Source organism: Deltaproteobacteria bacterium, from assembly GCA_016180855.1.
Lineage (GTDB): Bacteria > UBA10199 > UBA10199 > JACPAL01 > JACPAL01 > JACPAL01.
Map to the genome: position 1 here is coordinate 120,512 of JACPAL010000009.1, position 23,861 is coordinate 144,372.

Here is a 23,861-nt window from a genome sequence, read left to right on the forward strand (position 1 = left end):
TTATGATCATTGGTGGTCGACAATTTGATTTCTCACGGAACTGTTACGTGATGGGGATCCTGAACGTCACGCCTGATTCCTTCTCCGATGGCGGCCGTTTTATTGACCCCTCCCGGGCATTGGAACAGGCACTCAAGATGCAGGAGGAGGGGGCCGACCTTATTGATATCGGGGCTGAATCGAGCCGTCCCGGTTCCCAACCAACCTCTGCGACTGAAGAGGTCCACCGGCTCCTTCCGGTTATTCAAAGGATTCGCCCCCGCTTGAAAATTCCGCTTTCGGTCGATACGCGCAAGGCGTCTGTCGCGGAAATCATGCTCAAAGAAGGGGTTGATATGGTCAACGACATCTCCGCTTTTTGCTACGATTTTCGGATGGCAGAGCTGGTTGCCCAAACGGGTGTGCCTTCTGTTCTTATGCACATGCGGGGGGAGCCCCAGACGATGCAGAAGGAGGTCCGCTATATCAATGTCGTCTCCGAAATCATTCATTTTTTAAAGAAGCAGATCGAGATCGCCGTCTCGATAGGAGTCGATCGGGGGCGGATTTTGGTTGATCCCGGCATCGGATTTGGGAAGTTGGCGGAGCACAACTTGGAGATCCTCCGTCGCCTCTCTGAATTTCGGCATTTGGAGGCGCCTGTCGTTGTGGGGGCCTCACGCAAAAGCTTTATTCGTCACCTTCTCGGCGTGGAGGATCCGCTCCATCCGGCTGTTCAGAATGGCTCCCAGGCGGTTGCGGCGATTGCTGCGATGAACGGAGCCTCTCTGTTACGCGTCCACAACGTGGCTCCGACCCGCCAGGTCTTGAAGATTGTTGAGGCACTTAAATCAGGGCGGTAGCTACAACTCCTGCTTGAAATCGGGGCGGGGACCATATAGAACCGGTAACTCTATGAACAATACCAAGGAGCGGTCTCTTTTTGGGACAGATGGGATCCGGGGGGTTGCCAATGAGTACCCGATGACCTCAGAGGTCGCCCTCTCTGTCGGAAGGGCACTGGCCTATTTCTTTCGTGGCAAGAAGCATCATCGAAAGGTCTTGATCGGGAAGGACACCCGGCTCTCGGGCTACATGATCGAGACGGCAATCGCCTCCGGCGTCAGTTCCATGGGGGTCGATGTCCTTTTGGTTGGACCAATGCCGACCCCCGCCATTGCATTTTTGACGGGGGGCATGCGGGCGGACGGAGGGGTCATGATATCGGCCTCTCACAATCCGTTTCAGGACAATGGGATCAAACTGTTTGATGCCGAAGGGTTCAAGTTGAGCGATGAGGCTGAGAAACGGCTCGAGGAGCTGGTTTTTTCAGAGGAGCTCACAAAATCTCTTGCGTCGGCCTCCAGCGTCGGAAAGGCATTCCGTGTGGGAGAGGCAAAAGGGCGCTATATTGAGTACCTCAAGGGGACTTTTCCAAGGGATTTTGACCTGGAGGGGGTCAAGATTGTCATCGATTGTGCCCATGGGGCCTCCTATGAGATTGCCCCAACCGTCTTTGAGGAATTGGGAGCGACTGTTTATCCCATTGGAGTTCTGCCAAACGGTACGAATATCAATGAAGGATGTGGTGCCATGAGGCCTACCCTTCTGCAGGAAGAGGTGAAGAGACGGGGGGCTGATTTGGGGATTGCGCTCGACGGGGATGGTGATCGGGCCGTCTTTGTGAATGAGAAGGGGGAGGTGGTTGACGGCGATGCGATTCTTGCGATTTGTGGCGAGGATTTAAACGAGCGGGGGTTATTGAAGGGGAGCACGGTTGTCGCAACGGTCATGAGCAACATCGGACTCGAGGAATACCTTGGTCGATGCGGTGTCAATCTCGTCCGAACATCGGTGGGGGACCGGTATATTATGGAACGGATGAGGCGCGATGGATACCAGTTTGGAGGAGAATCGTCCGGGCACCTTGTCTTCCGCCAGTATTCAACGACAGGAGATGGTATCTTGGCCGGCTTGCAGCTCCTTGCTTTAGTGATGAGGCGGGAGAAGCCGCTTTCGGTATTGGCCGGACATTATAGTGCCTATCCGCAGGTTCTTAAAAATGTGCGAGTTCGGAAGAGAGTGGATCTCAATCTGTATCCCGCCATCCAGGGGAAAATTCAGGAGATTGGGAGGGTGTTGGGAAGAACGGGGCGTCTCCTTGTCCGTTATTCAGGGACTGAGCCGCTTGTTCGTGTGATGATCGAAGGTCGGGATGCAACACATATTGAGAGGATGGCACAGGAGATCGCCTCCTGTGTTTCAGAGCAGTTGTCCTGATTTTCAGGGGTTAGAAATATGGCAAAACTGGGAGTCAATATCGACCATGTGGCCACGCTGCGCCAGGCGCGCGGGACACGCTATCCTGACCCGGTTGCCGCTGCTGTCCAGGCCGAGGAGGCGGGGGCCGATCAAATCACCGTCCATTTAAGAGAAGACCGGCGTCATATTCAGGAGGCGGATGTCCGGATTCTCAAGCGGACCCTGCAGACGGAACTCAATCTGGAGATGGCCCTGACCGAGTCGATGATTCGTTTTGCGAAGGAGGTTGGTCCTCACAGTGTGACCCTTGTTCCGGAAAAAAGGGAGGAGTTAACGACGGAGGGGGGGCTTGATCTTCTGAAGCTTCAGAGGCGGCTCCGTGACTCGGTGCCTGATCTCCAAAAATCGGGGATACGGGTCAGTCTTTTCATCAATCCTGATCGAACCTCGATTGAAATCGCAAAGGAATTGGGGGTTGATGCGATTGAGATTCATACGGGGCGTTATGCCGAGGTGACTTCCCCATCGGAAGTTGAACAGGAACGGGAGGTTTTAAGGGAATCGGCGAGGCTGGGACATTCCCTTGAGCTTTGGGTTGCCGCCGGACATGGATTGAACTATCAAAATACAGCCCCCGTTGCGGCGATTTCAGAAATTGTCGAATTCAACATTGGTCATGCAATTATCGCTCGCGCCCTGTTTGTCGGGATAGGGCAGGCGGTACGTGAAATGAAAAAGATTGTTGAGGGAAGGACATGAGAATCGCGACACGGGAAGAGATCCTCAAGGCAGACCAGCTTGCTTCTACCAAATACAAGATTCCGGAGTCTCTCTTGATCGACAAGGCTGGAACGGGGGCGGCCGAGGTTGTCCTAAAAAAATTCCCTTCCCTCAAGCGTGTCCTCGTTGTGGCGGGAAAGGGAAAGAATGGAGGAGATGGCCGGATTTTCGCCAAACGGCTTAAAGAAAAGAGCATCGACTGCCATCTCTTGTCCTGGTTTGATTCACAGAACAACTGGAGACAGCTGATTCAGGACTCCGATCTGATTGTGGATGCGCTCGTGGGGGTTGGTCTTTCAAAGCCGTTGAAAGGAAGCGAGAAGGAGCTTGTTGAAACGATCAACCAGTCATGCAAAAAAGTGGTGGCGCTTGATATCCCGTCGGGCCTGTCGGCCGATCAGGGAAGGGCTTGTGGTGTCTCCATTAGGGCCGATCTTACCTGTACCTTTGGACTGCCGAAGGTTGGGCTTTATATTGGGGATGGTCCTGATTACGCCGGTAAGGTCGTTTCGGTCGATATCGGTTATCCCTCCTCGCTTCTTGACGAGGTTGGAATTCGTGGACGGGTTATTTCACCTGAGGATTTCAGCTCTTTCTTAAGACCACGTCGTGCGGATAGTCACAAGGGGAGCTACGGCCATTTTCTTTTAGTGGGTGGATCGACAAACCGCCTGGGGGCCCCTTTAATGGCGGCTCGGGCGGCGCTTCGGACCGGGGCAGGACTCGTGACGCTCGCGCTTCCTGATCGTTGTTATCAAAAGATTCCACGTGGTCTTCTCGAGGTGATGTACGAACCGCTCCCTTCGAGTCCCGTGGGACGACTGACCGTCAAGGCGCTTAAACCGCTTGTTGATTTGATGGAGGAAATGGGGTGCGTCGCGATCGGTCCGGGGCTCGGGGTCACTCCGGATATCCGTAAAATTGTGCTGGAGGTGATCAAAAAAGGAAATTCACCGGTTGTTCTGGACGCGGATGCGATCAATGCCCTGGAGAGGGTCGTTGATGAACTGAGGCGAGTTCGCAAGCCTCTTGTTTTGACACCTCACCCGGGGGAGATGGGGCGGCTTGCCGGAAAGTCGTCGGCCGCCGTTCAGGAGGATCGCCTGGGGACCGCCAGAGATTTCGCAAAGCGATACGGTTGCCATCTCGTTTTGAAGGGGGCGGGAACAATCGTTGCGACACCCGAAGGGGATTATTATGTGAACCCGACCGGAAATCCCGGCATGGCGACGGCCGGGATGGGGGATGTATTGACTGGCATGTTGGGGGCCCTTATTTCAGGGGTCTCAACCGGCGCAATGGAGGGGGCACTTCTTGAGGCGATTTTGGGTTCTGTGTACCTTCATGGGCTTGCGGGTGATAAGGTTCGCGGTCGACTGGGGGATCGTGGTTTTCTGGCCTCGGATGTTATTGAAGAGATTCCTCTTGCCTTTCGGGAATTGACAGGATGTTGATAAAGGCCCATCTGCGGCGTTGCCTGCTTCGCCCACAATCCTCACGTACCTACAAGTACGCTCCGGTTGCGCTCTTGCAGGTGCCTTGCATCTGGACCTTTCTCAACATCCTGTGAGAAAGGGAGATGTGCCAATAGAATGAGATTTATCTCCCACTCTCCAGAAGAGACAAAAAAAATTGCAGTTCAATTTGTACGGGAACTGAGTCTCGGGAACGTCATTGGTCTCAAGGGGGATCTTGGCAGTGGCAAGACAACTTTTGTTCAGGGGATGGCTCAGGGGCTTGGGATCGATGACCGCCATTACGTGAATTCTCCCACCTTTACGCTCGTCAATGTTTACGGTCCGTTAGTTCATGTCGATCTCTACCGGATTGAAAGTCCAATAGAGCTTGCAAGTTTGGGACTGGAGGATTATCTCGGCAGTCATATCGTTGTTATTGAATGGGCGGAGAAATTTGATCAGAAAACCGATCGGGAGGTCTTCATCAGATCGGCCAACCCGATGAAAGAGGGGGAGAGGCAAATTGAGATCGTTTGACCTTGTGGTGATCGGTGGGGGGCCTGGGGGGTATGTTGCCGCTATTCGTGCAGCCCAACGGGGGTTCAAGGTTGCCCTTGTTGAAAAAGGAGAACTGGGGGGAACCTGTCTCCACCGAGGTTGCATCCCTTCCAAGGCGTATCTTGCCGCCGCTGAAATGATCGAAAGCGCTCGAAGGGCCGAAAAAGTCGGGATCCATTTTGATCCTCCCCGGATCGATTTTGCCAAGCTGGTTCAAGGTAAAGATGAAAAGGTGAAGAGACTCGAGTCCGGGATCGCAGGTCTCATTAAAGGGAACAAGATTGAATTTTTTCAGGGGGAGGGGCGTCTTGAGGCGGTTGATAAGATTCTTGTTGGTGCCGAGACGCTATCGGCTCGGCAAATCCTGCTCGCAACAGGGACGCAGCCGATCCGTCCGACGGCCTTTCTATTTGACGGCCAATCGATTTTAACGACCGATGAGTTGTTCAAGCTCAAATCTCTTCCGGGGCGTCTCCTTGTGGTGGGTGGAGGGGTTATCGGCTCTGAAATCGCCTGTGCCTTTAATCTCCTTGGGTCCAAGGTCACCGTCGTGGAATTTCTGTCCGAGATCCTGCCTCAGGAGGGGGGGCTTGCCTCACGCACCCTCAAATCAATCTTTGAAAAGAGAGGGGTCGTCCTTCGAACCGGTATCAAAGTCGAGAAGATGGAAAAGAAGGGGAGTGAGGTGGTCTCAATCCTTTCCAGCGGAGAGGAGATAGCTGCCGATATTGCCCTCGTCGCTATTGGTCGAACGGTTGGGGCTGATCGATTGGGGCTGGCCAAGTTAGGCATTGAGCTCCAAAACGGGTTTGTCAAGGTGAGTGAATGGCTTGAGACCTCGGTTCCGGGAATCTTTGCGATCGGGGATCTCATTGGATCAACCTTGCTTGCTCATGGGGCGATGGCAGAGGGGATCTGTGCGGCAGAGAACATGACCGGTCATGAGAAGGTGATTGATTATTCGGCCGTTCCCCGGATCACCTACACGATTCCCGAGATTGCCTCGATCGGCAAAAAGGAGGCGGAGCTCAAATCATCAGGACTTTCCTACAAGGTGGGTCGGTTCTCCTTTATCGCCAATGCCAAGGCGATCGTGCATGAAGAGACAGAGGGATTTGCAGAGATCTATGTCGCCACCGACGAAAAGATCTTAGGGGCTGTTGTCTGCGGGGCGCATGCCTCGGATATGATCCAGGAGGTGGCGCTTGTGATGAGAAACGGCTTGTCGGTCAGGGCCCTGACCGGAACGATCCACGCCCATCCGACACTCATGGAGATCCTCTACGAATCGGCGGAAGACTCCTTGGGGGAGGCGATTCATAAGATGGGGAGAAAAGGGATTAGCACGGCCTCAAATTGAACTCAGATGGCATCAGGTCGGCGTTCATGACAACCTCGGTTGCCAATGCGGCGGACGCACTTATAAAGAATCCAAACGGTGCAATTGAACGGTAAAGATTTTTAATTGAAGTGGGAGTCATGAATTGCCTGGGAGATAGTATAGCCCTGGCAGCCCCCATTATTGCAACACCAGAAGCAATCGATAGAATTAAATTCAGGGTGGAAAACTCTCTCTGTCTTCTATGTCCATAATAAGAGAATGCTGAAGAGGATGCGGCGCTAAGGCTCATAAAGCATCCCATCAAGGCGGTTACAACCCCTTGGCGCCCCCCCATTAGAAAACCTCTTCTAATAAATACCAATGATCCTACTCCACCTGCCAGACCGGCCCCAACCAATGGTTGTTCTAGACTACGAACTGATCTATAGCATGATCCAAAATAGGGATTAGTTGAACCGTCGCCGGGTTTGGACTCTTGCGGCAAATATTGAGGGTTTGGGTCCCCCTGTCTTTCTAGCTTATCAACGAGTCTTGGGGATGTCATTTTAGTTCTCCTTATGTTTTAATGGATAATACCGACGGCAAGGTCATCGATATTGAATAAATAAGGTTGCTCGATTTCTTTCATGCTTATCCGAAAAGTGTACCAAGAGTCCTCGGAGAGGCAAAAACACAGGCGGTAAGAGCTCGATGGAACCGGGAGTCTGGATCATGTCGGCGGTTATCCGCCTCCGCCAGAAAACCCTTCCGTCTTGCGGCAGGGATGAATGGTCAGGAGATCCGAAGCATTGGCAGAGGAGGGTCGATGGCTACGGGGATTCCGCCAAGAAACCCCGCGGTCTTGCCGCGGGGAGCTTCATTTCGACTGGCTCCGCCCCCAGTAGTCAACGGAGTAATAGATAAGAAGCCCTACGGAGTAATAGATAAGAAGCCCTACAAAGATAAGGGCCATACCGCCTTTGACTAACTGGTTTGTCTTGGTCTCTACTCTCTTTATCGCAACATGATAGTTTGCCCTTAGATCGCCCCAATGTCTGTCAAGTTCAGTAGAAGGTGCAAATCGTTGCCGCTGACCTGCGCTATACGCCATGCTAAACAGCTGATGATATTGAAAAGCAGCACGAACAGCGCTTATTACGCTGATGGCTATTCCTGTGGCTACGGTCGCCGCTGCAACCCCTTGGATCGGCGTGTCGATCCGAATCGGGCAAGAAGATCGAGATTGATTTACAGGTCTCATTTTGTTTTTCCTCCTTAATGAAAAATTCTGTGCACCAACATCAATGAAGTCATCGGTTGTCTCGGATGAAGGTTGCTCAAGCGAGCCTAAAGAACGTACCCTCAGAGGGTACGACTCCCCAGCGGGGGGGCAGGTTTTGCAGAGACCGGTTCCCTCCTCCCCGGAGGCCTCACGGTTATTTCCCTCGAAGTACTTGGCCTTGCCGGCCGGACTCCTCCTCTTTGGGACGGTTATGACCGCCGTTGCGCTATCCGCCGCTCGCCAGAGGGTGGCGAATCGATTATTAGAGGGGGTTGAAAGACAGTTCCTCTCCAAAGGAATGATTCGCAGATTTGATCTCATTGATATCCTTTCTGTAATAACCGGGAGACGACTCTCCCCACGCAGTGATGAAAGAGGTCTTGCCTTGGTCCGTTTCCTCTCAAGGGATCCCGATTTTGATCCAAGGTTTCTCTCTTTTTATCAGCGGGACATGAGTCGATGGATTTTTCATCAGTATCCCGAGCTTGAAGAGGTCTGTCGTCTTGCCGACAAGGGGGATCTTCGTCCCTGGGTTCGTGAGCAGGTGCAACATTTTGGGATAGGGCTGGAATTACTTGAGATGCCAATCGGATACAGGGCTGGTCCTGCGATTAACAGGACCGTTTGGCAAGCAATGGCAGCCTCACTCCTTCCTTGAAAGCTGCTCGAAACTCCCCTTGAGAGTTATTCTATGCTGATTTAAGGATTCCACCGATGCTGGTTGTTCAGAAATACGGAGGCACCTCTGTTGCGGGTACAGAGCGGATCCGGAATGTTGCGGAGCGTGTCAGGCAGAGCCGACACAAGGGGAACAAGGTTGTCGTCATTCTCTCTGCCATGGCGGGGGAGACGAACCGGCTTGTCGATCTGGCCAAGCAGGTTTCTAAAGAACCAGACGGGCGTGAATATGACCAGCTTGTCTCGACAGGGGAACAGGTAACGATCGCCCTCCTGGCGCTCACCCTCCAGTCGATGGGGGTCCCGGCCCGCTCCTTTCTGGGACATCAGGTACGGCTCCTGACGGATTCGAGCTTTTCGAAGGCCCGGATCAAGTCGATTGATGCAGAGATCATCCATAAGGAATTGAACAAAAACACCGTTGTGGTGATTGCCGGTTTCCAGGGGACCGATCCTGAGGGAAATATTACGACGCTCGGACGCGGAGGTTCGGATACGACTGCCGTTGCGATCGCGGCCGCCCTCAAGGCAGACGCCTGCGAGATTTATACCGATGTCGATGGGGTCTACACGGCCGATCCGAGGGTTTGTCCGGAGGCGCGTCTGATCCCGATTATCACCTATGAGGAGATGCTGGAGCTTGCCTCTTCGGGGGCAAAGGTCCTGCAAAGTCGTTCGGTGGAGCTTGCGGCGAATTACCGGGTTCCGGTCTGGGTTAAATCAGCATTCCTGCCGGTTAAAAAAAACGGCAGTAAAGGAGGAGGGACACTTGTGACAAACAGAGCGATGGAAGAGATGGTGGTCAGCGGCATTGCCCATGACCGTAATGAGGCAAAGGTCGCCGTACGAGGTCTGGCCGATCGTCCGGGCGTTGCCGCCCGTCTTTTTGCCCCGCTGGCAAAGGCGGATATCAATGTTGACATGATTGTCCAGAACATCAGCGAGGACGGTTATACTGATCTGACCTTTACTGTTTCGAAGATCGAACTGCCAAAGGCGCTCAGGATCATGCACCAGCAGGTTCGGAAAATTGGTGCCCAGAAGATTGAGGCGGATGAGAAGATCGCCAAGGTTTCTATCGTTGGCGTCGGGATGAAGAGTCATGCCGGTGTCGCCTCCAGGATGTTCGAGACGCTGGCGAGAGAGGGTGTGAATATCCAGATGATCTCCACCTCAGAGATCAAGGTTTCGGTCGTCATCCGCGAGGCCGAGATGGAGAAGGCCGTCAGGGCCCTTCACAAGGCGTTTGGTTTGGGCAAAAAATGAAGAAAAAAATTGAATTATATGACACCACCCTTCGTGATGGGGCTCAAGGGGAGGGGATCAGCTTTTCGGTCGAGGACAAGATTCGGATCTCCGAGAAGCTCGATGAGATCGGAGTCCACTACATTGAGGGGGGATGGCCCGGATCGAATCCGAAGGATGACGAATTTTTCAGTGCAGCCCCCTCCCTCAAAAGGGCAAAGCTGGTTGCCTTTGGGAGCACGCGTCGCAAGGGGGTTAAGGCGGCGAACGATCCTGTTTTGAACAGCCTGCTCAAGGCCGGTACCTCTGTCATCACCATTTTTGGGAAGAGCTGGGACCTGCATGTCAAGAAGGCGTTGGGAGTCTCTCTCCAAGAGAACCTCGATATCATCACCGATTCGATCGACTATCTGAAGGGACGCGTGAAGGAGGTGATCTTTGACGCCGAACATTTCTTTGATGGTTATAAGGCGAATCCCTCCTATGCCGTTCAGGTCATTAAGGCAGCTAGTCAGGTAGGGGCCGACACGATTGTGCTCTGCGACACGAATGGAGGATCATTACCCGATGAGGTCAGCAAAATTATTCAGATTGTCCGAAAACGGTTTGATCGACCTCTCGGAATTCACTGTCACAACGACGGTGAGCTTGCGGTGGCCAACTCGCTTGCGGCCGTTTCGAGCGGTGTCGTTCAGATTCATGGGACGATCAACGGGATCGGGGAGCGTTGTGGCAACGCAAATCTCATTTCCATTATCCCTAATTTGAAACTCAAATGTGGAATCTCTTGTGTAACCACGGAACAATTAAAAAATTTGAGGGAGATTTCTCATTTTGTTGATGAACTGACCAACCGGAATCCCTGGAGTCAGCAGCCGTTTGTAGGTGATTCCGCATTCGCCCATAAGGGGGGAATTCATGTCAGCGCCGTTATGAAGCATAGTGCAACCTATGAACATATTGATCCCTCGGTTGTTGGAAACCGTCAACGGGTTCTGATTTCAGAACAGGCCGGACAGTCCAATGTCTTGCAGAAGACGGCTGCCAAGGGTCTCAAATTAGGATCGGGAGACCCGATGGCTAAAAAGATCGTTGAACAGATCAAGGCGCTGGAAGGGCAGGGGTATCATTTTGAGGCGGCCGAGGGTTCCTTTGAACTGCTGGTCCAAAAGGCGCTCCATCAAAAGAGAGATTTCTTCAGGCTGATCGGTTTTCGTGTGATTGACGAAAAAAAATCACAGGGTGAGAAATCCCGCTCCGAGGCAACGATTCATATCGAGGTCGATGGCCAGAAGGAACATACCGCCGCTGAGGGGGAAGGGCCGGTGAATGCGATGGACAACGCCCTTCGCAAGGCGCTGGAGCGGTTTTACCCCCAGTTGAGGGAGGTTCGCTTGATTGATTATAAGGTCCGTGTCCTGCCGGCCGGAAAAGGGACCGCCTCGCTTGTTCGTGTCCTCATTGAATCGACCGATGGCACAGAAAAATGGGGCACGGTCGGCGTCTCTGAAAATATCATTGAGGCGTCCTGGCTCGCGCTCGTTGATTCGTTGGAATATAAACTAATGAGAAACTGACAGGAGGTTGACAAAGGCTCATCTCAGGCCCGGTGACTCCTTAGTAGGCAAATATCACGATAGGGGCACCAAGGTTCGCACGGTTCCGGTTTTGAGGCAAAGTGTTCGCGTCGGATTTCCTGTACAATTGAGACAACGTTCCCGTTGGCTGTCTTGAAAAGAGCCTCCCATTCCGCTGATGGGACGAGCGAGGACGATCGGGGATGAATCTCAAGATTCTCCGGCAATTGATCGGCGTGAATGATCCCCTTGTCACAGGTCAGATCGGAAAGGTGATAGTAGAGCCCGCCGATCGGTTCATGGTCTGGTAGGAGCAGCTGTTTGACGGCCATGATATAAAGGGGGAGTTGCAGTGATTGCCCCTTCCGGATCTGATTGCCCGTGATCTTTTGTGAGCCGGTCTTGTAATCAATGACCAGAAAGCGCTTCCGGTTTGGATCGATATCAATCCGGTCGATCCGTCCCTTGATCTTGATTGGATTGTTCGTGCCATCCGGGATTGAGAGGGACTCAAACCTCCACTCAAAATAGGACGGTTTCAGTGAAGAGTGTGGCCTCTCTTTTTTTTCTTCGATCTCCTTCTCAAAAAAATGGAACAGGGCTCGTTCCATTCGTATCCTCTGGTGTTCAATCAGTACAGGGATCAGGTCGGTCCGCTCCGCAGTGACCTTCTTCAGTTCATGAGCAAGGAGAGGGAGGAGATCTTCTCTTTTTTTCAGGCATTTTTTGAAGGTTCCTTCAAGGATGGCATGGAGAATGGAGCCAATTTCAAGGGGGGTCAGTTCCGGTCCGCTGATTTGTGGTGGTTTAACCTTTAAATAAGTGGAGGCATAGAAACGAAAAGGACAAAGAAGATAGTCCTCCAGTTCTGAAGGGGTGAAACAATGAGACTCTATCCATTCGTCAAAAGAGGGAGGACTCATTATCTTCGCCTTCTCCTGAAAGCAGGCAAAAGGAGAAGTCCCGCAACAAATCCACCGATGTGGGCGTAGTATCCGATCCCTCCGGATGCATTTGGAGGTGCGAGCTGCACATGAAGAAACTGGATGAGGGCCCAGCCCGTGAGGACGATCCAGGCAGGGAGAATAGCCGTCCTTAGGAAGTAGAAGACCGGGATGAGCACCTTCACCTTTGCCTTAGGGGCTATCCAGAGATACCCCCCCAGGACGCCGGCAATCGCACCGGAGGCGCCGACCATCGGGATCTCTGAATTGAAATTGGCATAAACTTGGGTGAAGCTCGCGATGATTCCGCAGAGTGTGTAAAAGATCAGGAAACGGACCGGTCCCAGTCGATCCTCCACATTGTCACCAAATATCCAAAGATAGAGCATGTTGCCAATCAGGTGGAGAATTCCTCCATGAAGGAACAGACTCGTGAAGGTCGTTACAATCGGGATTGGTCCCATCGAAAAGGGGAGGTTTCCGCCCCGTTTGAACTCCAGAGGAATGACGGCAAATTCATAGAGGAGTCGGTTGGAGCCGGGAGGAGGCAGGAGAAGTTGATAGGCAAAAACAGAGGCGTTGATAAGGATCAAAAGAATTGTAACAAACGGGAAGTGTCGCGTTTTCTGGATGTCCTGATAAGGGATCATGGCCGTCTTCTATACATGCTGCAGTGCTTCTAAACAAGCGTTGCCCGATTGACAGCCATCAGGCCCCCTGCTAGATCGAGCCCTATGCCTCTTCAATTGATCTCCAAAGGTTCATCAAAAAAGAAAACGGCAAAAAATCTCCCGGAGGTTCGGGACAGCCTCATTGAAAGTGCCGGCAAGATTTCCGCCAACATGCTCGGAATGGTTTCACGGGTTGGGGGGCAGATCTACTCACTTCTTTTTCTTTCACGAAATCCTCTCTCTCTCGACCAGATTTCCGAACAGCTTAGGCTTTCCAAGGGGAATATCAGTGTCAACGTCCGGATGCTCGAGGAGGCGGGACTCGTCCGCAAGGTTTGGGTTAAGGGAGACCGCAGGGATTTTTATGAGGCCCATCGCGATTATCCTCGAAAACTTCTGAAAGAGTTTTTTGACCGTGTTCGAAAAGGGATCGAGGACTCGACCCGGGTTATTAACCGGTGTCAAACCGAACTCGAAGAGGCCTCGGCGGGATTGAAGGGGGAGGAGGCCGAAGACGCCTTGTTTATGAAATTACAGTTGGAGCTTCTTTTGGCTTTCTATGGGGCTGCCAGCCGTATTTTTGATGATTTTTATCAGGGACGAGAGGTTGACACCGACCTCCTGAGGAAGGCAATTCTCGAATAGCCGTGAGGTCCATCCCAATCATCCTTCTCTTGCTGTTTGCTGCCTGTTGCACACCTCAAGCCGAGCAGGTTGCGCGCCATTTTGCGAATGCCTACTATCAACGTATTGATCTGGAGCAGGCAGAAAAGCTGACCGACGGATTGGCACGTGACAAAGTTGAAAAAGGGCTCCTGTTGACGCGGGGGCAGACCATTGATTCGACGACTCGTCCACCGGAGGTTAAAATCAAATTGCTTCAGGGCGACCGAAAGGGTGACGAGGGAGTTTATCTCTTTTTGCTCCAGATCCAGCCGGATCAGTTCGAGGAGATTCGTAAGGAGGCCCGTATTCGGGTCCGTTTGAAGGGGGGAGAGTGGAAAGTCACCCAATTTTCGGAACATGAGATTGAAAAAAGCGATGAATGACAGTCCTTTTCAGCATTGTGAGGCGATTGCCAGGCGGCACGATGAAAATTTTCCGGTGGGGTGGTTTATTCCGCGGCCTCTCCAGAAGTATGTTTTTGCCCTTTATGCCTTTGCGCGAACGGCCGATGATTTTGCGGATGAGATTTCCTTAAATGGGAACCGGCTTGAAAAATTGGATATCTGGGGTCGAAAACTGGAAGAGGCGGTGAGGGGAAAGGCGGACCACCCGATTTTTTTGGCCCTTTCCGAGACCTTTCAGAAAACGGAGATTCCTCCCTCCCTGTTGGCTGATCTTTTAACTGCTTTTCGATGGGATGTTGTCAAAAACCGATATCAGACGTTCAAAGAACTGGAGGAGTACTGTCGCTATTCAGCCAACCCGGTCGGTCGGGCGGTCCTTTACCTCTTTGGTTATCACGATCCCGAACTCCATCGACTTTCCGACAAAATCTGCACCGGTATCCAGCTTGTAAATCACTGGCAGGATATTGCGATCGATCTCAAAAAAGAACGTGTTTACCTTCCGGAGGAAGATCTGGTCCGGTTCGGTTATTCGTTGAATGACTTGCAAGAGGGGAGGCTTAATCGGTTTTTTCGGGAGATGATGGCCTTTCAGTTTGAGAGGACGCGAAACCTGTTTGCCGAAGGGCGACCATTGCTCAAACATCTGCGTCGACGCTTGCGCTGGCAGGTGGAGTTGATGTGGGCAGGACCTCTTGAAATCCTCAAAAAAATTGAAAAAGTGGAATTTGATGTTTTCCGTTCCAGGCCTGTTCTCACGAAGAGAGAGCTGGCCTTTCTCTTTCTTCATCAACGATTGGGGCGTTCATGAATTCAAACTCTGCGAGCTATGCCATTGCGCAAAAGAGTGGGTCGAACTTTTTCCCCTCCTTCCGGTTTCTGCCACTTGAGCAAAGGGAGGCCCTTTCTGCTGTTTATGCCTTCTGCCGCCTCGTAGATGATGAGGTGGATCAGGCGACGGATGAGAAGCGCGCAAGACAGCAATTGCACCAATGGAAGGGGCGGCTTCTCGCCTGTTATCGCGGTCCGCTGAATGAAGAATTTCCTTTTTTAAGGGAGTTACGGCAGGCCATTGAACGGTTTGAAATCTCGGAGAAATATTTTTTGGACCTCCTGACGGGCGTTGAAATGGACCTCTCAAAAAAGAGGTATGAAACTTTTCGGGATCTCGAGATTTATTGTTATCATGTGGCTGGAACCGTTGGATTGATGTGCAACCAGATTTTTGGTGGTCGGTCTGAGGCCCATGGGCATTATGCACGTCTCCTGGGGACCGCCCTTCAGCTCACCAATATTATTCGCGATGTGGGGCAGGATCTTCAATCGGGGCGCATCTACCTTCCCCTGGAGGACCTCTCCCTTTTCGGTTATTCACAAAAAGAACTTGAGGGACGAATCCAAAATGAGAGGTTCATTCGCTTGATGGAGTTTCAGTCGGCCCGTACGCACGGTTTTTTTCAGGAGGCCCGCAATGCGCTCTCATGCAGAGAGAGGAAGGGTGTTGTCCCGGCGGAGATGATGCGATCGTTTTACGAGGCCCTTTTAAAGAAGATCGAGAGAAAGCGATTTCCTGTCTTGAGAAAAAAGGTTTCTCTTTCACCTCCCGAAAAAGGGTTCCTTTTGGCCCGGGTTTGGCTGGGATCGCTCTTGTGAAGAAAGAAATTGTTATTCTGGGAGGGGGGTGGGCCGGGCTCACAGCGGCCGTAGAGCTCTCTTCGCATGGTCATCAGGTGACGCTTTTTGAGAAGAGAGGTCATTTGGGGGGACGCGCCTACTCCTTTCGCGATCCCGCAAGCGGTTCTGTTCTGGATAACGGGCAACATCTCTTCATGGGTTGCTACAGCGGGACCAAGCGGTTTCTTGAAAAAATCGGGCGTCTGGACGATCTCCATTTTCAAAATAACTTTCGGGTTGATCTTACGGGCCCCGCAAGGAACAGGCCGGTTCGATTACAGGCATGGCCTCTTCCGGCTCCGTGGCACCTTTTGGGAGGGCTGTTTGGTTTTCAGGGATTTTCGCTTCAGGAGAAGGTCTCCTTTTTGAATCTTCGCAAGGCTCTCCAGAATGAACCGCTGCCGACAGACATCGCGCTTCCACGGTGGCTTGAACAAATGGGCCAATCCAAGAGGGTTCAGGAACGTTTTTGGAACCTTCTGGCCTTGGCTGCTCTGAACGAAGAACCACGACTTTGCTCCGCAAAACTTTTCCAGTCGATGCTTCACGAGGCGTTTGTTTCAGGAAGAAAAGGGGCGGTGATCGGGTTTTCGAGAGTAGGGCTTTCCGATCTCTATGCCGAACCGGCGGCTGAATTTATCCAGAAAAAGGGAGGGCATCTTTTTCTTAAAACAGCGGTGACCCGCCTTCATTTTTCTGGGCAAGAACTGAGTGAAGTTGAACTGGAAGGAGGACGGAGGATCGCGCCAGAGGTTGTGATCCTGGCGGTTCCTTTCTCCTCCTTGAAGAAGCTCTTGCCCGAATCGATCCTCTACAAGGATCCTTTTTTTCAGCCGATTCATAAACTACAATCCTCACCGATTGTTTCCATCAATCTCTGGTTTGATCGCGACTTTATTCCGAACGACTTCCTCGGATTCTGGGGAACCTCGATTCATTGGTTATTTAACAAGGGACAAATTCTTCATGACAAAGGGGCTCCCTATTATTCCGTTGTGATGAGCGGGGCACGCAACGAACTTCTGATCCCCGGTCCGACACTCGTTCAGATCGCGCTGCGGGAATTGTCTCAGATTTTTCCGGAGGCTGTTAAGGCTAAACTTTTACATTCTCACGTGATGAAGGAGCCGGAGGCGACCCTCTCGCCGGCGGTTGGTGTTAATCCAATGAGGCTCCCACAGAGAACACCCTACAAAAATCTCTTTCTGGCGGGAGATTGGACCGACACCGGTCTTCCTGCCACGATTGAAGGGGCTGTTCGGTCTGCCTACCGAGCAGTCGCCTCCGTAGAGGGTTAATCCGGAATAATGACTAACGTATCAATCTGTCCCGTTAATCCACTCTCCACCTGCAAGGTCCCTTTCGGATTACTTGCATCGGGGTTAAAGGTCCCCAGTATGTACTGGTTATCGCCAAAGCGGAGCCCGTTGAAAAACCATTTCGTTGAGTTCCGGGGGTCTTTCATGAGCTCGTAGACCTCGATGCCGGTCAGGATCGGGGTTGCATTTCCAACCTCGAGGAGTTCATAGGTCCCATCGGTTACGTTGAAGGCGGAATAGGGGAGACGATTTCCGATTGCCCATCCGTTAGAGACAATTTCATCATCGGCCGAGAGGCGGGTAATTCGCTTGTTTCCGTTCCCGTCATAGTTCTCCTCGACCCGGGCAATGGCGGAGCGTGTGGAGCGGCTCGCGTTACCGGAAAATTCACACCACTGGCTGTTGATATTCATGTTCGTTGGCAGGTTGGCGGCCGTGCAGACGCTTCCTGTCGAGGTTTTATCTACCTGATTATTGTAGCAGCTGGACGAGGTGTCAAAGGTTCCTCCCAAAGCGGTACAGGCCGACGATGTCGTTGCATCGAGCCTGAGGGTTGTGGTGCCGATGTGGCAATAGGAAGAGCCCGGAGTGCCGTTGCTGCAGATATCACAACGCCACTCACTGGCGTTTTTCTCATAGATATCACCGACCACGTAAATTTCGTTCAAGCCGTCGCTATCTTGATAGTCGGACAACAGGATCTTTTCCGGCTGATTGCCGCCTCCCATCATCGCCTTGGCTTCGGTACAGCGACTCTTACGAGTCGCATCGCTCAAGGGATTATTGTCGTCGTCATAGTTGATGTACGCCCAAATATCGATATTGCAGTCGGCAATCTGCGTTGAGCGTGAGGAGCCGGTTGAGGCAGGGTCAAATCGGAAGAGGCAGGAGTCGTCCCACTCAGGTGCCTTGGCAATGAGGGGATCAGGGCCGTAAAACAGGATCTGCCCTATGCAGTAGTCGTTGGAGGAACTGCAGTTTTCAAGTTTTGATTCAATTGGGGCAAAGGTGTAGTCCCACCAGCCACTCGTAATCTGGATCAGTTCTTCCCACGGCGTGACATAGCGGAAGAAATTGTCTCCCCCGTTATCCTGGTCACCGACCGAGGTATAACCGGTGTACAATACGCCACCATTATTGGTCACGAGAAAACGCTTGAACTGGATGTTGGCGTTGATCACCTCGGTCACATTTCTCGTTGTTGGATTGTACTTATAAAGAAGATTCTTCCAGTTGCCCGGGACATGTGCCGTGTAATAGGCGTTACAGTCATCGTCGAATTGAACCCCTCTCGTTCTCGAGTCCCAGGTGCTTATCTCAATCCCATCGTCGACGCAGATCAGGTCAGCCGGTCCGGTTGCCGAACCGATTTTCTGACTGACATGGAAAAGCTGACAAGTGAAACAGGAAGAGGGGGACCAGGGATCTTTGGCCGTTGTAAGATCGACCACTTTCCCCGTACTGTCGGTGCATTCATTTCTGAAGATCCAGGAATGTTCAAAGGCCAAGAAGACATCACCACACTTGTTCGCTGCCACATAGGAGAGACGGGGGAGCTGTCGGGTTGCCTCACTTCCGGAGTCACCCAATATCTCCATGATCCCCTTGATGCCGGAAGGGGTCACCGCAAAGAGGGGAGAACTGGTATTGGTGGTGAGGGCCTGCTGATCCGAGAGTACTACAAGGCCGGAACTAGAAGAACTGGCGTCTTGCTGGACCGTAAAAAGGGCCTGGGCGTCACTGAGGTCGACGGTGACCGCCAGTTTTTCCGTACCGCAATAACCGCCTCCCTCGGAACACTCACTGCTCTGATTACTGTCATCGGAGTCTCCCGGCTTAGCCTGATTGTTATTGTCTTCTCCTTCCCCTCCTCTTGTCCCGCCAAAACAACCTGAGAGAGAGAAGAAAAAGAGGCCAATTCCCAAAAACAACCTCATTTTCGCTGACACACTATTTTTTTTCATAAGCCCCCCTTTATGTTCGACAACAATTAGACAAAGCAAAACAGAGGCCACACTCTCATAATCGAGATTTCTCCTGCGAGTCTATGATTTTTCAGTGGATTGTTTAATTTGGAACTAAGAGGCCAATGGCAAAAAAGAGTCTTTTTTAACCCACTGACCGTTGAACAATTGACAGGAGGAGACCTTAACTTTAAGACAGATCCTCCCATGGTGAAGATTTATACGAAGACAGGTGATACAGGAGAGACCTCACTCTTTGGCGCAAAGAGGGTCTACAAGTCAGACAGAAGGATTGAGGCGTATGGTTCGGTCGATGAGCTCAATGCGGTGATCGGTCAGGTCCTTGCGGAGAATCCTCCTGATAAAATTGCCGAGGCGTTGGGCAGGATCCAGAACGATCTTTTTGAGATTGGGGCGATCCTTGCTGCGCCTCAGACGTCAAAGGTTGAGGAGAGATCTTTTTTGGAGACAGAGGCGACCCCTTTTTTGGAACAGATGATTGATCAGTTGGAGGCGATGCTGGATCCGCTGAACCGCTTTATCCTCCCTGGTGGCGGGAAGGTTGGGGCGGCCCTACATCTGGCAAGGACTGTTTGTCGCCGCGCAGAAAGAGCCGTTGTCTTTTTGCTGTCCCAAAAGGAGACCGTTCCGACGGAAGTCGTTAAATATTTAAACCGGCTCTCGGATCTTTTTTTTGTGATGGCTCGTTGGGCCAATAAGAAAGAGAACATCCAGGAAACATTGTGGGCGAAGCAAAATAAAGGAACAGGGAGATAAGAAGATATGAAGAGAGAATTGATACCGATGACTCCTGAGGGGTTGAAAAAGCTCCAGGAAGAGCTGAAATATTTGAAGGCGGTTGAGCGTCCGAAGATCGTTGCTGAGATCGAGGCGGCCCGTGGGCACGGAGATCTCTCTGAGAATGCGGAGTATGAGGCGGCCAAGGAAAAACAGGCCCTGACCACCAAAAAAATCGCTGAATTGGAGAACAAGATTACGCAGGCTCATGTGATTGATCCTTCCCAGATCGATGCGAGCAAGATTGTTTTTGGAGCGATTGTCACACTATCGGATACGGAGACAGGAGATCAGGTCTGCTACCAGATTGTCGGCGCGGATGAATCGGATGTTCGAAACGGGAAGATTTCGGTGATCTCTCCGATTGCAAAATCACTGATTGGCAAGAAAATTGGAGATGAAGTACGGGCAACAACGCCTCGTGGTGTGCGGGAGTTTCAGGTCCTGGCGATCCGCTACGGGTAATCTGTTTCTTTTATGCTACGTGCCATCCTTTTTGATTTTGATGGAGTTCTCTGTGACACGGAGCCCCTTCATTGTCGTCTTGTTCAGGCGGTTCTGCTCTTCCACGGAATCTCACTTTCAAAAGAGGAATACTATCAAGATTACCTAGGGCTTGACGATCGAGCCCTGCTCGAAGCGGTCTTTAAGAAACATGAGAAGCGACTGGATTCGGCACTGCTTGAGGAGATGATGGCTGAAAAGAACAGTGCTTTTTTGAAAGAGACGGTCGGTCATTCGTTGCTCTACCCCAATATCAAGGAACTGATTACCTCTTTGCATCCTGATTATTATATGGGTGTTGTCTCCGGCGCCCTCAAGAATGAAATCCTGTCGATCCTCTCCGGAGAGGGATTGATGCCAATGTTTCAGGTTATTGTTGCGGCGGATGATGTCAAAAAATGCAAGCCAGATCCGGAAGGGTACCAGGCGGCGCTTAATCTGTTAAATCGTGATCATGTTCCGGAGTCAGAGATTCTGCTTCCCAATGAGTGTCTGGTGGTTGAAGATTCTCCCTGGGGGATCGAATCGGCCAAGGCAGCCGGCATGAAGTGTCTGGCGGTAGCGACCTCATACAAAAAGGAACAATTAAATGCCGCTGACTGGATCTTGGATCGTGCGGATAGTCAATTAAGAGATATCCTCCTGCATTTTTCTTGACTTTCCGCGCTACGGCGCTATCAATAATGGAAATTAGCTAGTAATATCAAATGTTTAGAACGTTTTGAATGATCTAAACGATGAGGAGGAGAAGATGACAGCAGTTGCCTATGAAGAGATGGAGAAGATGCAGGAAGAGCAGAAAAAAGCAGGTCGTGTTCCTGCGGATCGGTTTTATTCACCCCATGGGGAGAAGGGGCTTTCCTCAAAAAAATTGGAGCAGGGAGGGATCAAGTTTTTTGACAGGGCCGTGGTCAGAATGGCCAAACTGCTTTGGCCCGTTTTTGGTCTGATCAACAAAATGCATGAGGGAAAACCGTTTCAGCCCCAATGGGCCCCGGCTCCGCTCATCAAGAGTCGCGAGCGTTCCTTTCCACAGTTGGGTTGGCCAAGAACGACCGATTCCCTCTGCCCTCGTTGTGTCAAAGAGGTTCGCGAAGAGATCGTCAATGGGGCAAAGGATTATGCCCATCTCATAGAGGAAAAACCGGGGGAGGTGAAGGCACAGATCGTCGAATTGGATGGAAAAATCCAAATGGTCAAGGAATGTCCTAAACACGGTCGTTTCGAGGACGTCATGTCGATTGACCCCGCCTTTTTGAAACGGATTGAAAAGCTTTATCCGGGACGTGATTTTAAGTCGCCAATGACGGAGCTTCGAAATCATGGATCCTCTTCCATTCAGTATGGAAGAGGTTCTGTCTTGACGGTCGATCTGACGAATCGTTGCAATATGATGTGCGATCCCTGCTTTATGGATGCCAATCAGGTTGGGTATGTCCATGAGCTCTCCTGGGAGGAGGTCAAGCAGATCCTTGAAAACTCGCTCAAGATCAAGCCACGACGCCAGATGTCGGTCCAGTTCTCTGGCGGTGAACCGACCCTTTCACCGTATTTCCTGGATGCCATTCGTTACTGCAAGGAGATTGGTTATTTTAGCGTTCAGGCAGCAACGAACGGGATCAAGTTCGCTCAGGACCCTGAATTTGCCAAAAAGGCGTACGAGGCAGGGATGAGGATCGCTTATCTCCAGTTTGATGGTGTCAGCAACGAATCGAACGAACATCGAAAGATCTCCAATCTTTTTGACGTGAAGTTGCGAGCGATCACCAATCTTCACGAGGCGGGAATCGATGTCGTTTTGGTGGTGACCCTTGTGAACACAGTTAATGATGATCAGGTGGGGCAGATCGTCGATTTTGCATTGCAAAATTGTGACAAGATTACATTTGTCTCTTTTCAGCCGGTTTCATTCACCGGGCGGGACGAGGATGTCTCCGATGAAGACCGGATGCGGATGAGATACACGCTTTCTCATCTTGCGCATGACATGAAGAAGCAGACAGGAATCTCCGAGCCACTGCGTGACTGGTTTCCGCTTTCAGCGATCGGTCCGTTTTCCGATCTGGCTGATTATCTGAAAGGGCCTCACCAGGAATGGGGTACGCTCAAGTGTGGGTGTCATCCGAACTGCGGGACCGGCATGGCGCTCTTTGTCGACAAGAGGAGCAAGGAGTGGCTCCCCCTCACGGAATTTTTGAATCTGGAGGGTATTATTAAAGACGTGCAGAAAATTACCGACGCCTGCCAGCCTCACTGGCTGACCAAGCTCGAGGTCGGCTGTTCGCTCCTGCGGAATTATGATGTCTCCAAGGCACCAACCAACCTGACCCTGAAAGACTTTATGCTCAAGTTTGACAAATCAACGGGGGGTGGTCTCCGGGGTGGCAAGGGGAATTACGGAGTGGGCCGTGAACGGCAGAGGGACCAGTGGCATTTTATGTTTGTTGCCGGGATGTGGTTTCAGGATCTCTTTAACTATGATTTTCGTCGTACCGAGATGTGCATCATCCCTTACGGGACCCAATTGGGTGAGGTCTCTTTCTGTGCCTACAATACCGGGATTGGCTGGAGGCAGATTATTGAGAACATGTTCAAGAACGCCTCGGTCGCCGACTGGAACAGGCAATATGGAAGACACCCGGTTTATGCCGGTGAGCGCCCGATGCCGGTGCCGGAACAGGGATTTGATGTCCGGCTTCCTTCGTCGCTTGATCTTCCGGCCTATCAACAGTAGTTAGCAGTCTGTTGACAAACCCCTTTTCACCAAAGGATGGTGAGAAAGGTCCAGATGCAAGGCGCCCGCGTAATCCGCAACCGGAGCGTACTTTCGTGGTACGTGAGGATTGCGGACGAAGCGGGCAACGCAGCAAATGGGCCTTTGTCAACATCCTGTTAGGTATTTAAGTTCTCACTGCATCATGAACCATCTCTGCACAAACCGCCGGAAGAGACGGCGGCTCTGTGGTTTTGGATCGAGCTGGATCAAGACGTATTGTATCCGGTAGATCGATCCGACGAGCGTCAAAACGGCAATCGCGACGAGGGCGAGAATCGTCAGAAAATCATGGGGTACAAAATAAAAGGGAGAGATGAGAGAGGCCGCTATGGGACTAAAGACAGAGCCGACCCCCAAATAGACAATCCTTTCGGGTCGCTGCATGATCCCTTTCGTGACCTTGATGCCGACCCCCTCCCCGCGGGCCCGCGTGTAGGAGACCATCATTGATCCGATCAGTGCGAGTACGACAAAATAGAGGACCCAACTGTCACGGTACCACCCGGCAAGTCCCAGAAAAACAACCGCCTCGGCAAACCGATCAATGACCGAATCAAAATAGGCCCCCGATCGGCTTTCACGATGTATGAGACGTGCAACGCGACCGTCCAGGAGATCGAATGTGGCACCGAAAATCATGATCCATCCGCCTGCTCCAACAGTCCCCCGGTAAAAAAAGTAGGCGGCTACCGCTGAAAAAAAGAGGCCGGTTAATGTCAGCGTGTCGGGGCTTACACGCCATCGTGCCAACTGCCTTTCAACGGGTCCCCAGATCCAATACCAGTACTCAACAAGAAACTTGGAGAGGAACCGTGAATACTCCTTACGGTCGACATCCTCATGCCGCGGACGGCTCTTGTAAGTGATTGAAAAAATAAGGAGGGTCGTTAGAAAAAACAGGTTAACCCCAACAAGGGGGGCCAGTGATATCCAGAGTGGATCTAATGAGGATAAGTAATTGATCATATTAGGAAAACCTGGTTGACACCTCTATCTGATTCA

The 23,861-nt window shown here is 51.7% G+C and carries 23 protein-coding genes; 18 read left to right on the plus strand and 5 right to left on the minus strand.

What is annotated here, in order from left to right:
- Window positions 1-2: 2 nt before the first annotated feature.
- From folP to lpdA, 6 genes are all read left to right on the plus strand, one after another.
- The gene (gene folP, locus HYT77_05090; protein MBI2067369.1) at window positions 3-842 is read left to right on the plus strand and encodes a dihydropteroate synthase; all 840 of its coding nucleotides are present in this window, start codon (window positions 3-5) and stop codon (window positions 840-842) included.
- Between the two features lie 52 nt (window positions 843-894).
- A complete protein-coding gene (locus HYT77_05095) occupies window positions 895-2,259 on the plus strand; it encodes a phosphoglucosamine mutase (protein MBI2067370.1) in 1,365 nt (454 codons plus the stop codon).
- Window positions 2,260-2,277: 18 nt separating this feature from the next.
- Window positions 2,278-3,000, plus strand: coding sequence for a pyridoxine 5'-phosphate synthase (locus HYT77_05100; protein MBI2067371.1), 723 nt, complete (start codon window positions 2,278-2,280; stop codon window positions 2,998-3,000).
- Window positions 2,997-4,475, plus strand: coding sequence for an NAD(P)H-hydrate dehydratase (locus tag HYT77_05105; GenBank protein ID MBI2067372.1), 1,479 nt, complete (start codon window positions 2,997-2,999; stop codon window positions 4,473-4,475). The genes HYT77_05100 and HYT77_05105 overlap by 4 nt, the downstream gene beginning before the upstream one ends.
- 138 nt (window positions 4,476-4,613) lie before the next feature.
- A complete protein-coding gene (gene tsaE / locus HYT77_05110; GenBank protein ID MBI2067373.1) occupies window positions 4,614-5,015 on the plus strand; it encodes a tRNA (adenosine(37)-N6)-threonylcarbamoyltransferase complex ATPase subunit type 1 TsaE in 402 nt (133 codons plus the stop codon).
- Window positions 5,002-6,396, plus strand: coding sequence for a dihydrolipoyl dehydrogenase (gene lpdA, locus HYT77_05115; protein ID MBI2067374.1), 1,395 nt, complete (start codon window positions 5,002-5,004; stop codon window positions 6,394-6,396). Before tsaE ends, lpdA begins: the two co-directional genes overlap by 14 nt.
- Before the next feature lie 838 nt (window positions 6,397-7,234).
- Here the strand turns inward: lpdA and HYT77_05120 are convergent.
- On the minus strand, window positions 7,235-7,618 hold the full coding sequence (locus HYT77_05120; GenBank protein ID MBI2067375.1) for a hypothetical protein: 384 nt from the start codon (window positions 7,616-7,618) through the stop codon (window positions 7,235-7,237).
- A gap of 136 nt (window positions 7,619-7,754) precedes the next feature.
- On the opposite strand from HYT77_05120, the gene HYT77_05125 reads away from it, so the two are divergent.
- From HYT77_05125 to HYT77_05135, 3 genes are read left to right on the plus strand one after another with little or no spacing between them, the layout of a single operon-like run.
- Window positions 7,755-8,297 carry a hypothetical protein gene (locus HYT77_05125; GenBank protein MBI2067376.1) on the plus strand — a complete coding sequence of 181 codons (543 nt, stop codon included), beginning with the start codon at window positions 7,755-7,757 and terminating at the stop codon, window positions 8,295-8,297.
- A 56-nt stretch (window positions 8,298-8,353) separates the two neighbouring features.
- On the plus strand, window positions 8,354-9,583 hold the full coding sequence (locus tag HYT77_05130) for an aspartate kinase (GenBank protein ID MBI2067377.1): 1,230 nt from the start codon (window positions 8,354-8,356) through the stop codon (window positions 9,581-9,583).
- A complete protein-coding gene (locus tag HYT77_05135) occupies window positions 9,580-11,139 on the plus strand; it encodes a citramalate synthase (protein ID MBI2067378.1) in 1,560 nt (519 codons plus the stop codon). Before HYT77_05130 ends, HYT77_05135 begins: the two co-directional genes overlap by 4 nt.
- A gap of 23 nt (window positions 11,140-11,162) precedes the next feature.
- Here HYT77_05135 and HYT77_05140 read toward each other — a convergent pair whose 3' ends face one another.
- Both HYT77_05140 and HYT77_05145 read right to left on the minus strand, forming a co-directional pair.
- Window positions 11,163-12,062, minus strand: a complete 900-nt coding sequence (locus HYT77_05140) for a PD-(D/E)XK nuclease family protein (protein ID MBI2067379.1) — start codon at window positions 12,060-12,062, stop codon at window positions 11,163-11,165.
- Complete coding sequence (locus HYT77_05145; GenBank protein ID MBI2067380.1) at window positions 12,062-12,733, minus strand: rhomboid family intramembrane serine protease; 672 nt, start codon at window positions 12,731-12,733, stop codon at window positions 12,062-12,064. The genes HYT77_05140 and HYT77_05145 overlap by 1 nt, the downstream gene beginning before the upstream one ends.
- An 84-nt stretch (window positions 12,734-12,817) precedes the next feature.
- Between HYT77_05145 and HYT77_05150 the strand changes: the two genes are divergently transcribed.
- Genes HYT77_05150 through HYT77_05170 form a run of 5 tightly spaced genes read left to right on the plus strand, consistent with a single transcriptional unit; the run spans window position 12,818 to window position 16,796 of the window.
- A complete protein-coding gene (locus HYT77_05150) occupies window positions 12,818-13,399 on the plus strand; it encodes a MarR family transcriptional regulator (GenBank protein MBI2067381.1) in 582 nt (193 codons plus the stop codon).
- A gap of 2 nt (window positions 13,400-13,401) precedes the next feature.
- Window positions 13,402-13,803, plus strand: a complete 402-nt coding sequence (locus HYT77_05155; protein MBI2067382.1) for a hypothetical protein — start codon at window positions 13,402-13,404, stop codon at window positions 13,801-13,803.
- Complete coding sequence (gene hpnC / locus HYT77_05160; protein ID MBI2067383.1) at window positions 13,778-14,635, plus strand: squalene synthase HpnC; 858 nt, start codon at window positions 13,778-13,780, stop codon at window positions 14,633-14,635. The genes HYT77_05155 and hpnC overlap by 26 nt, the downstream gene beginning before the upstream one ends.
- Complete coding sequence (locus tag HYT77_05165; GenBank protein ID MBI2067384.1) at window positions 14,632-15,477, plus strand: phytoene/squalene synthase family protein; 846 nt, start codon at window positions 14,632-14,634, stop codon at window positions 15,475-15,477. Before hpnC ends, HYT77_05165 begins: the two co-directional genes overlap by 4 nt.
- The gene (locus tag HYT77_05170; GenBank protein MBI2067385.1) at window positions 15,474-16,796 is read left to right on the plus strand and encodes an FAD-dependent oxidoreductase; all 1,323 of its coding nucleotides are present in this window, start codon (window positions 15,474-15,476) and stop codon (window positions 16,794-16,796) included. Before HYT77_05165 ends, HYT77_05170 begins: the two co-directional genes overlap by 4 nt.
- Here the strand turns inward: HYT77_05170 and HYT77_05175 are convergent.
- Entirely contained in the window at window positions 16,793-18,781 is a 1,989-nt protein-coding gene (locus HYT77_05175) for a hypothetical protein (protein ID MBI2067386.1), read from the minus strand. The two genes, HYT77_05170 and HYT77_05175, sit on opposite strands and share 4 nt — an antisense overlap.
- A 210-nt stretch (window positions 18,782-18,991) precedes the next feature.
- On the opposite strand from HYT77_05175, the gene HYT77_05180 reads away from it, so the two are divergent.
- From HYT77_05180 to HYT77_05195, 4 genes are all read left to right on the plus strand, one after another.
- Complete coding sequence (locus HYT77_05180; protein MBI2067387.1) at window positions 18,992-19,558, plus strand: cob(I)yrinic acid a,c-diamide adenosyltransferase; 567 nt, start codon at window positions 18,992-18,994, stop codon at window positions 19,556-19,558.
- A gap of 6 nt (window positions 19,559-19,564) precedes the next feature.
- Window positions 19,565-20,044, plus strand: coding sequence for a transcription elongation factor GreA (greA, locus tag HYT77_05185; protein ID MBI2067388.1), 480 nt, complete (start codon window positions 19,565-19,567; stop codon window positions 20,042-20,044).
- A 12-nt stretch (window positions 20,045-20,056) separates the two neighbouring features.
- On the plus strand, window positions 20,057-20,740 hold the full coding sequence (locus HYT77_05190) for an HAD family phosphatase (protein ID MBI2067389.1): 684 nt from the start codon (window positions 20,057-20,059) through the stop codon (window positions 20,738-20,740).
- 259 nt (window positions 20,741-20,999) lie between these two features.
- Window positions 21,000-22,817 (plus strand): radical SAM protein, encoded by a 1,818-nt coding sequence (locus HYT77_05195; protein ID MBI2067390.1) that lies wholly within the window; start codon window positions 21,000-21,002, stop codon window positions 22,815-22,817.
- Window positions 22,818-22,991: 174 nt separating this feature from the next.
- Here HYT77_05195 and HYT77_05200 read toward each other — a convergent pair whose 3' ends face one another.
- Window positions 22,992-23,825, minus strand: coding sequence for a CDP-alcohol phosphatidyltransferase family protein (locus tag HYT77_05200; protein ID MBI2067391.1), 834 nt, complete (start codon window positions 23,823-23,825; stop codon window positions 22,992-22,994).
- Between the last annotated feature and the right edge of the window lie 36 nt (window positions 23,826-23,861).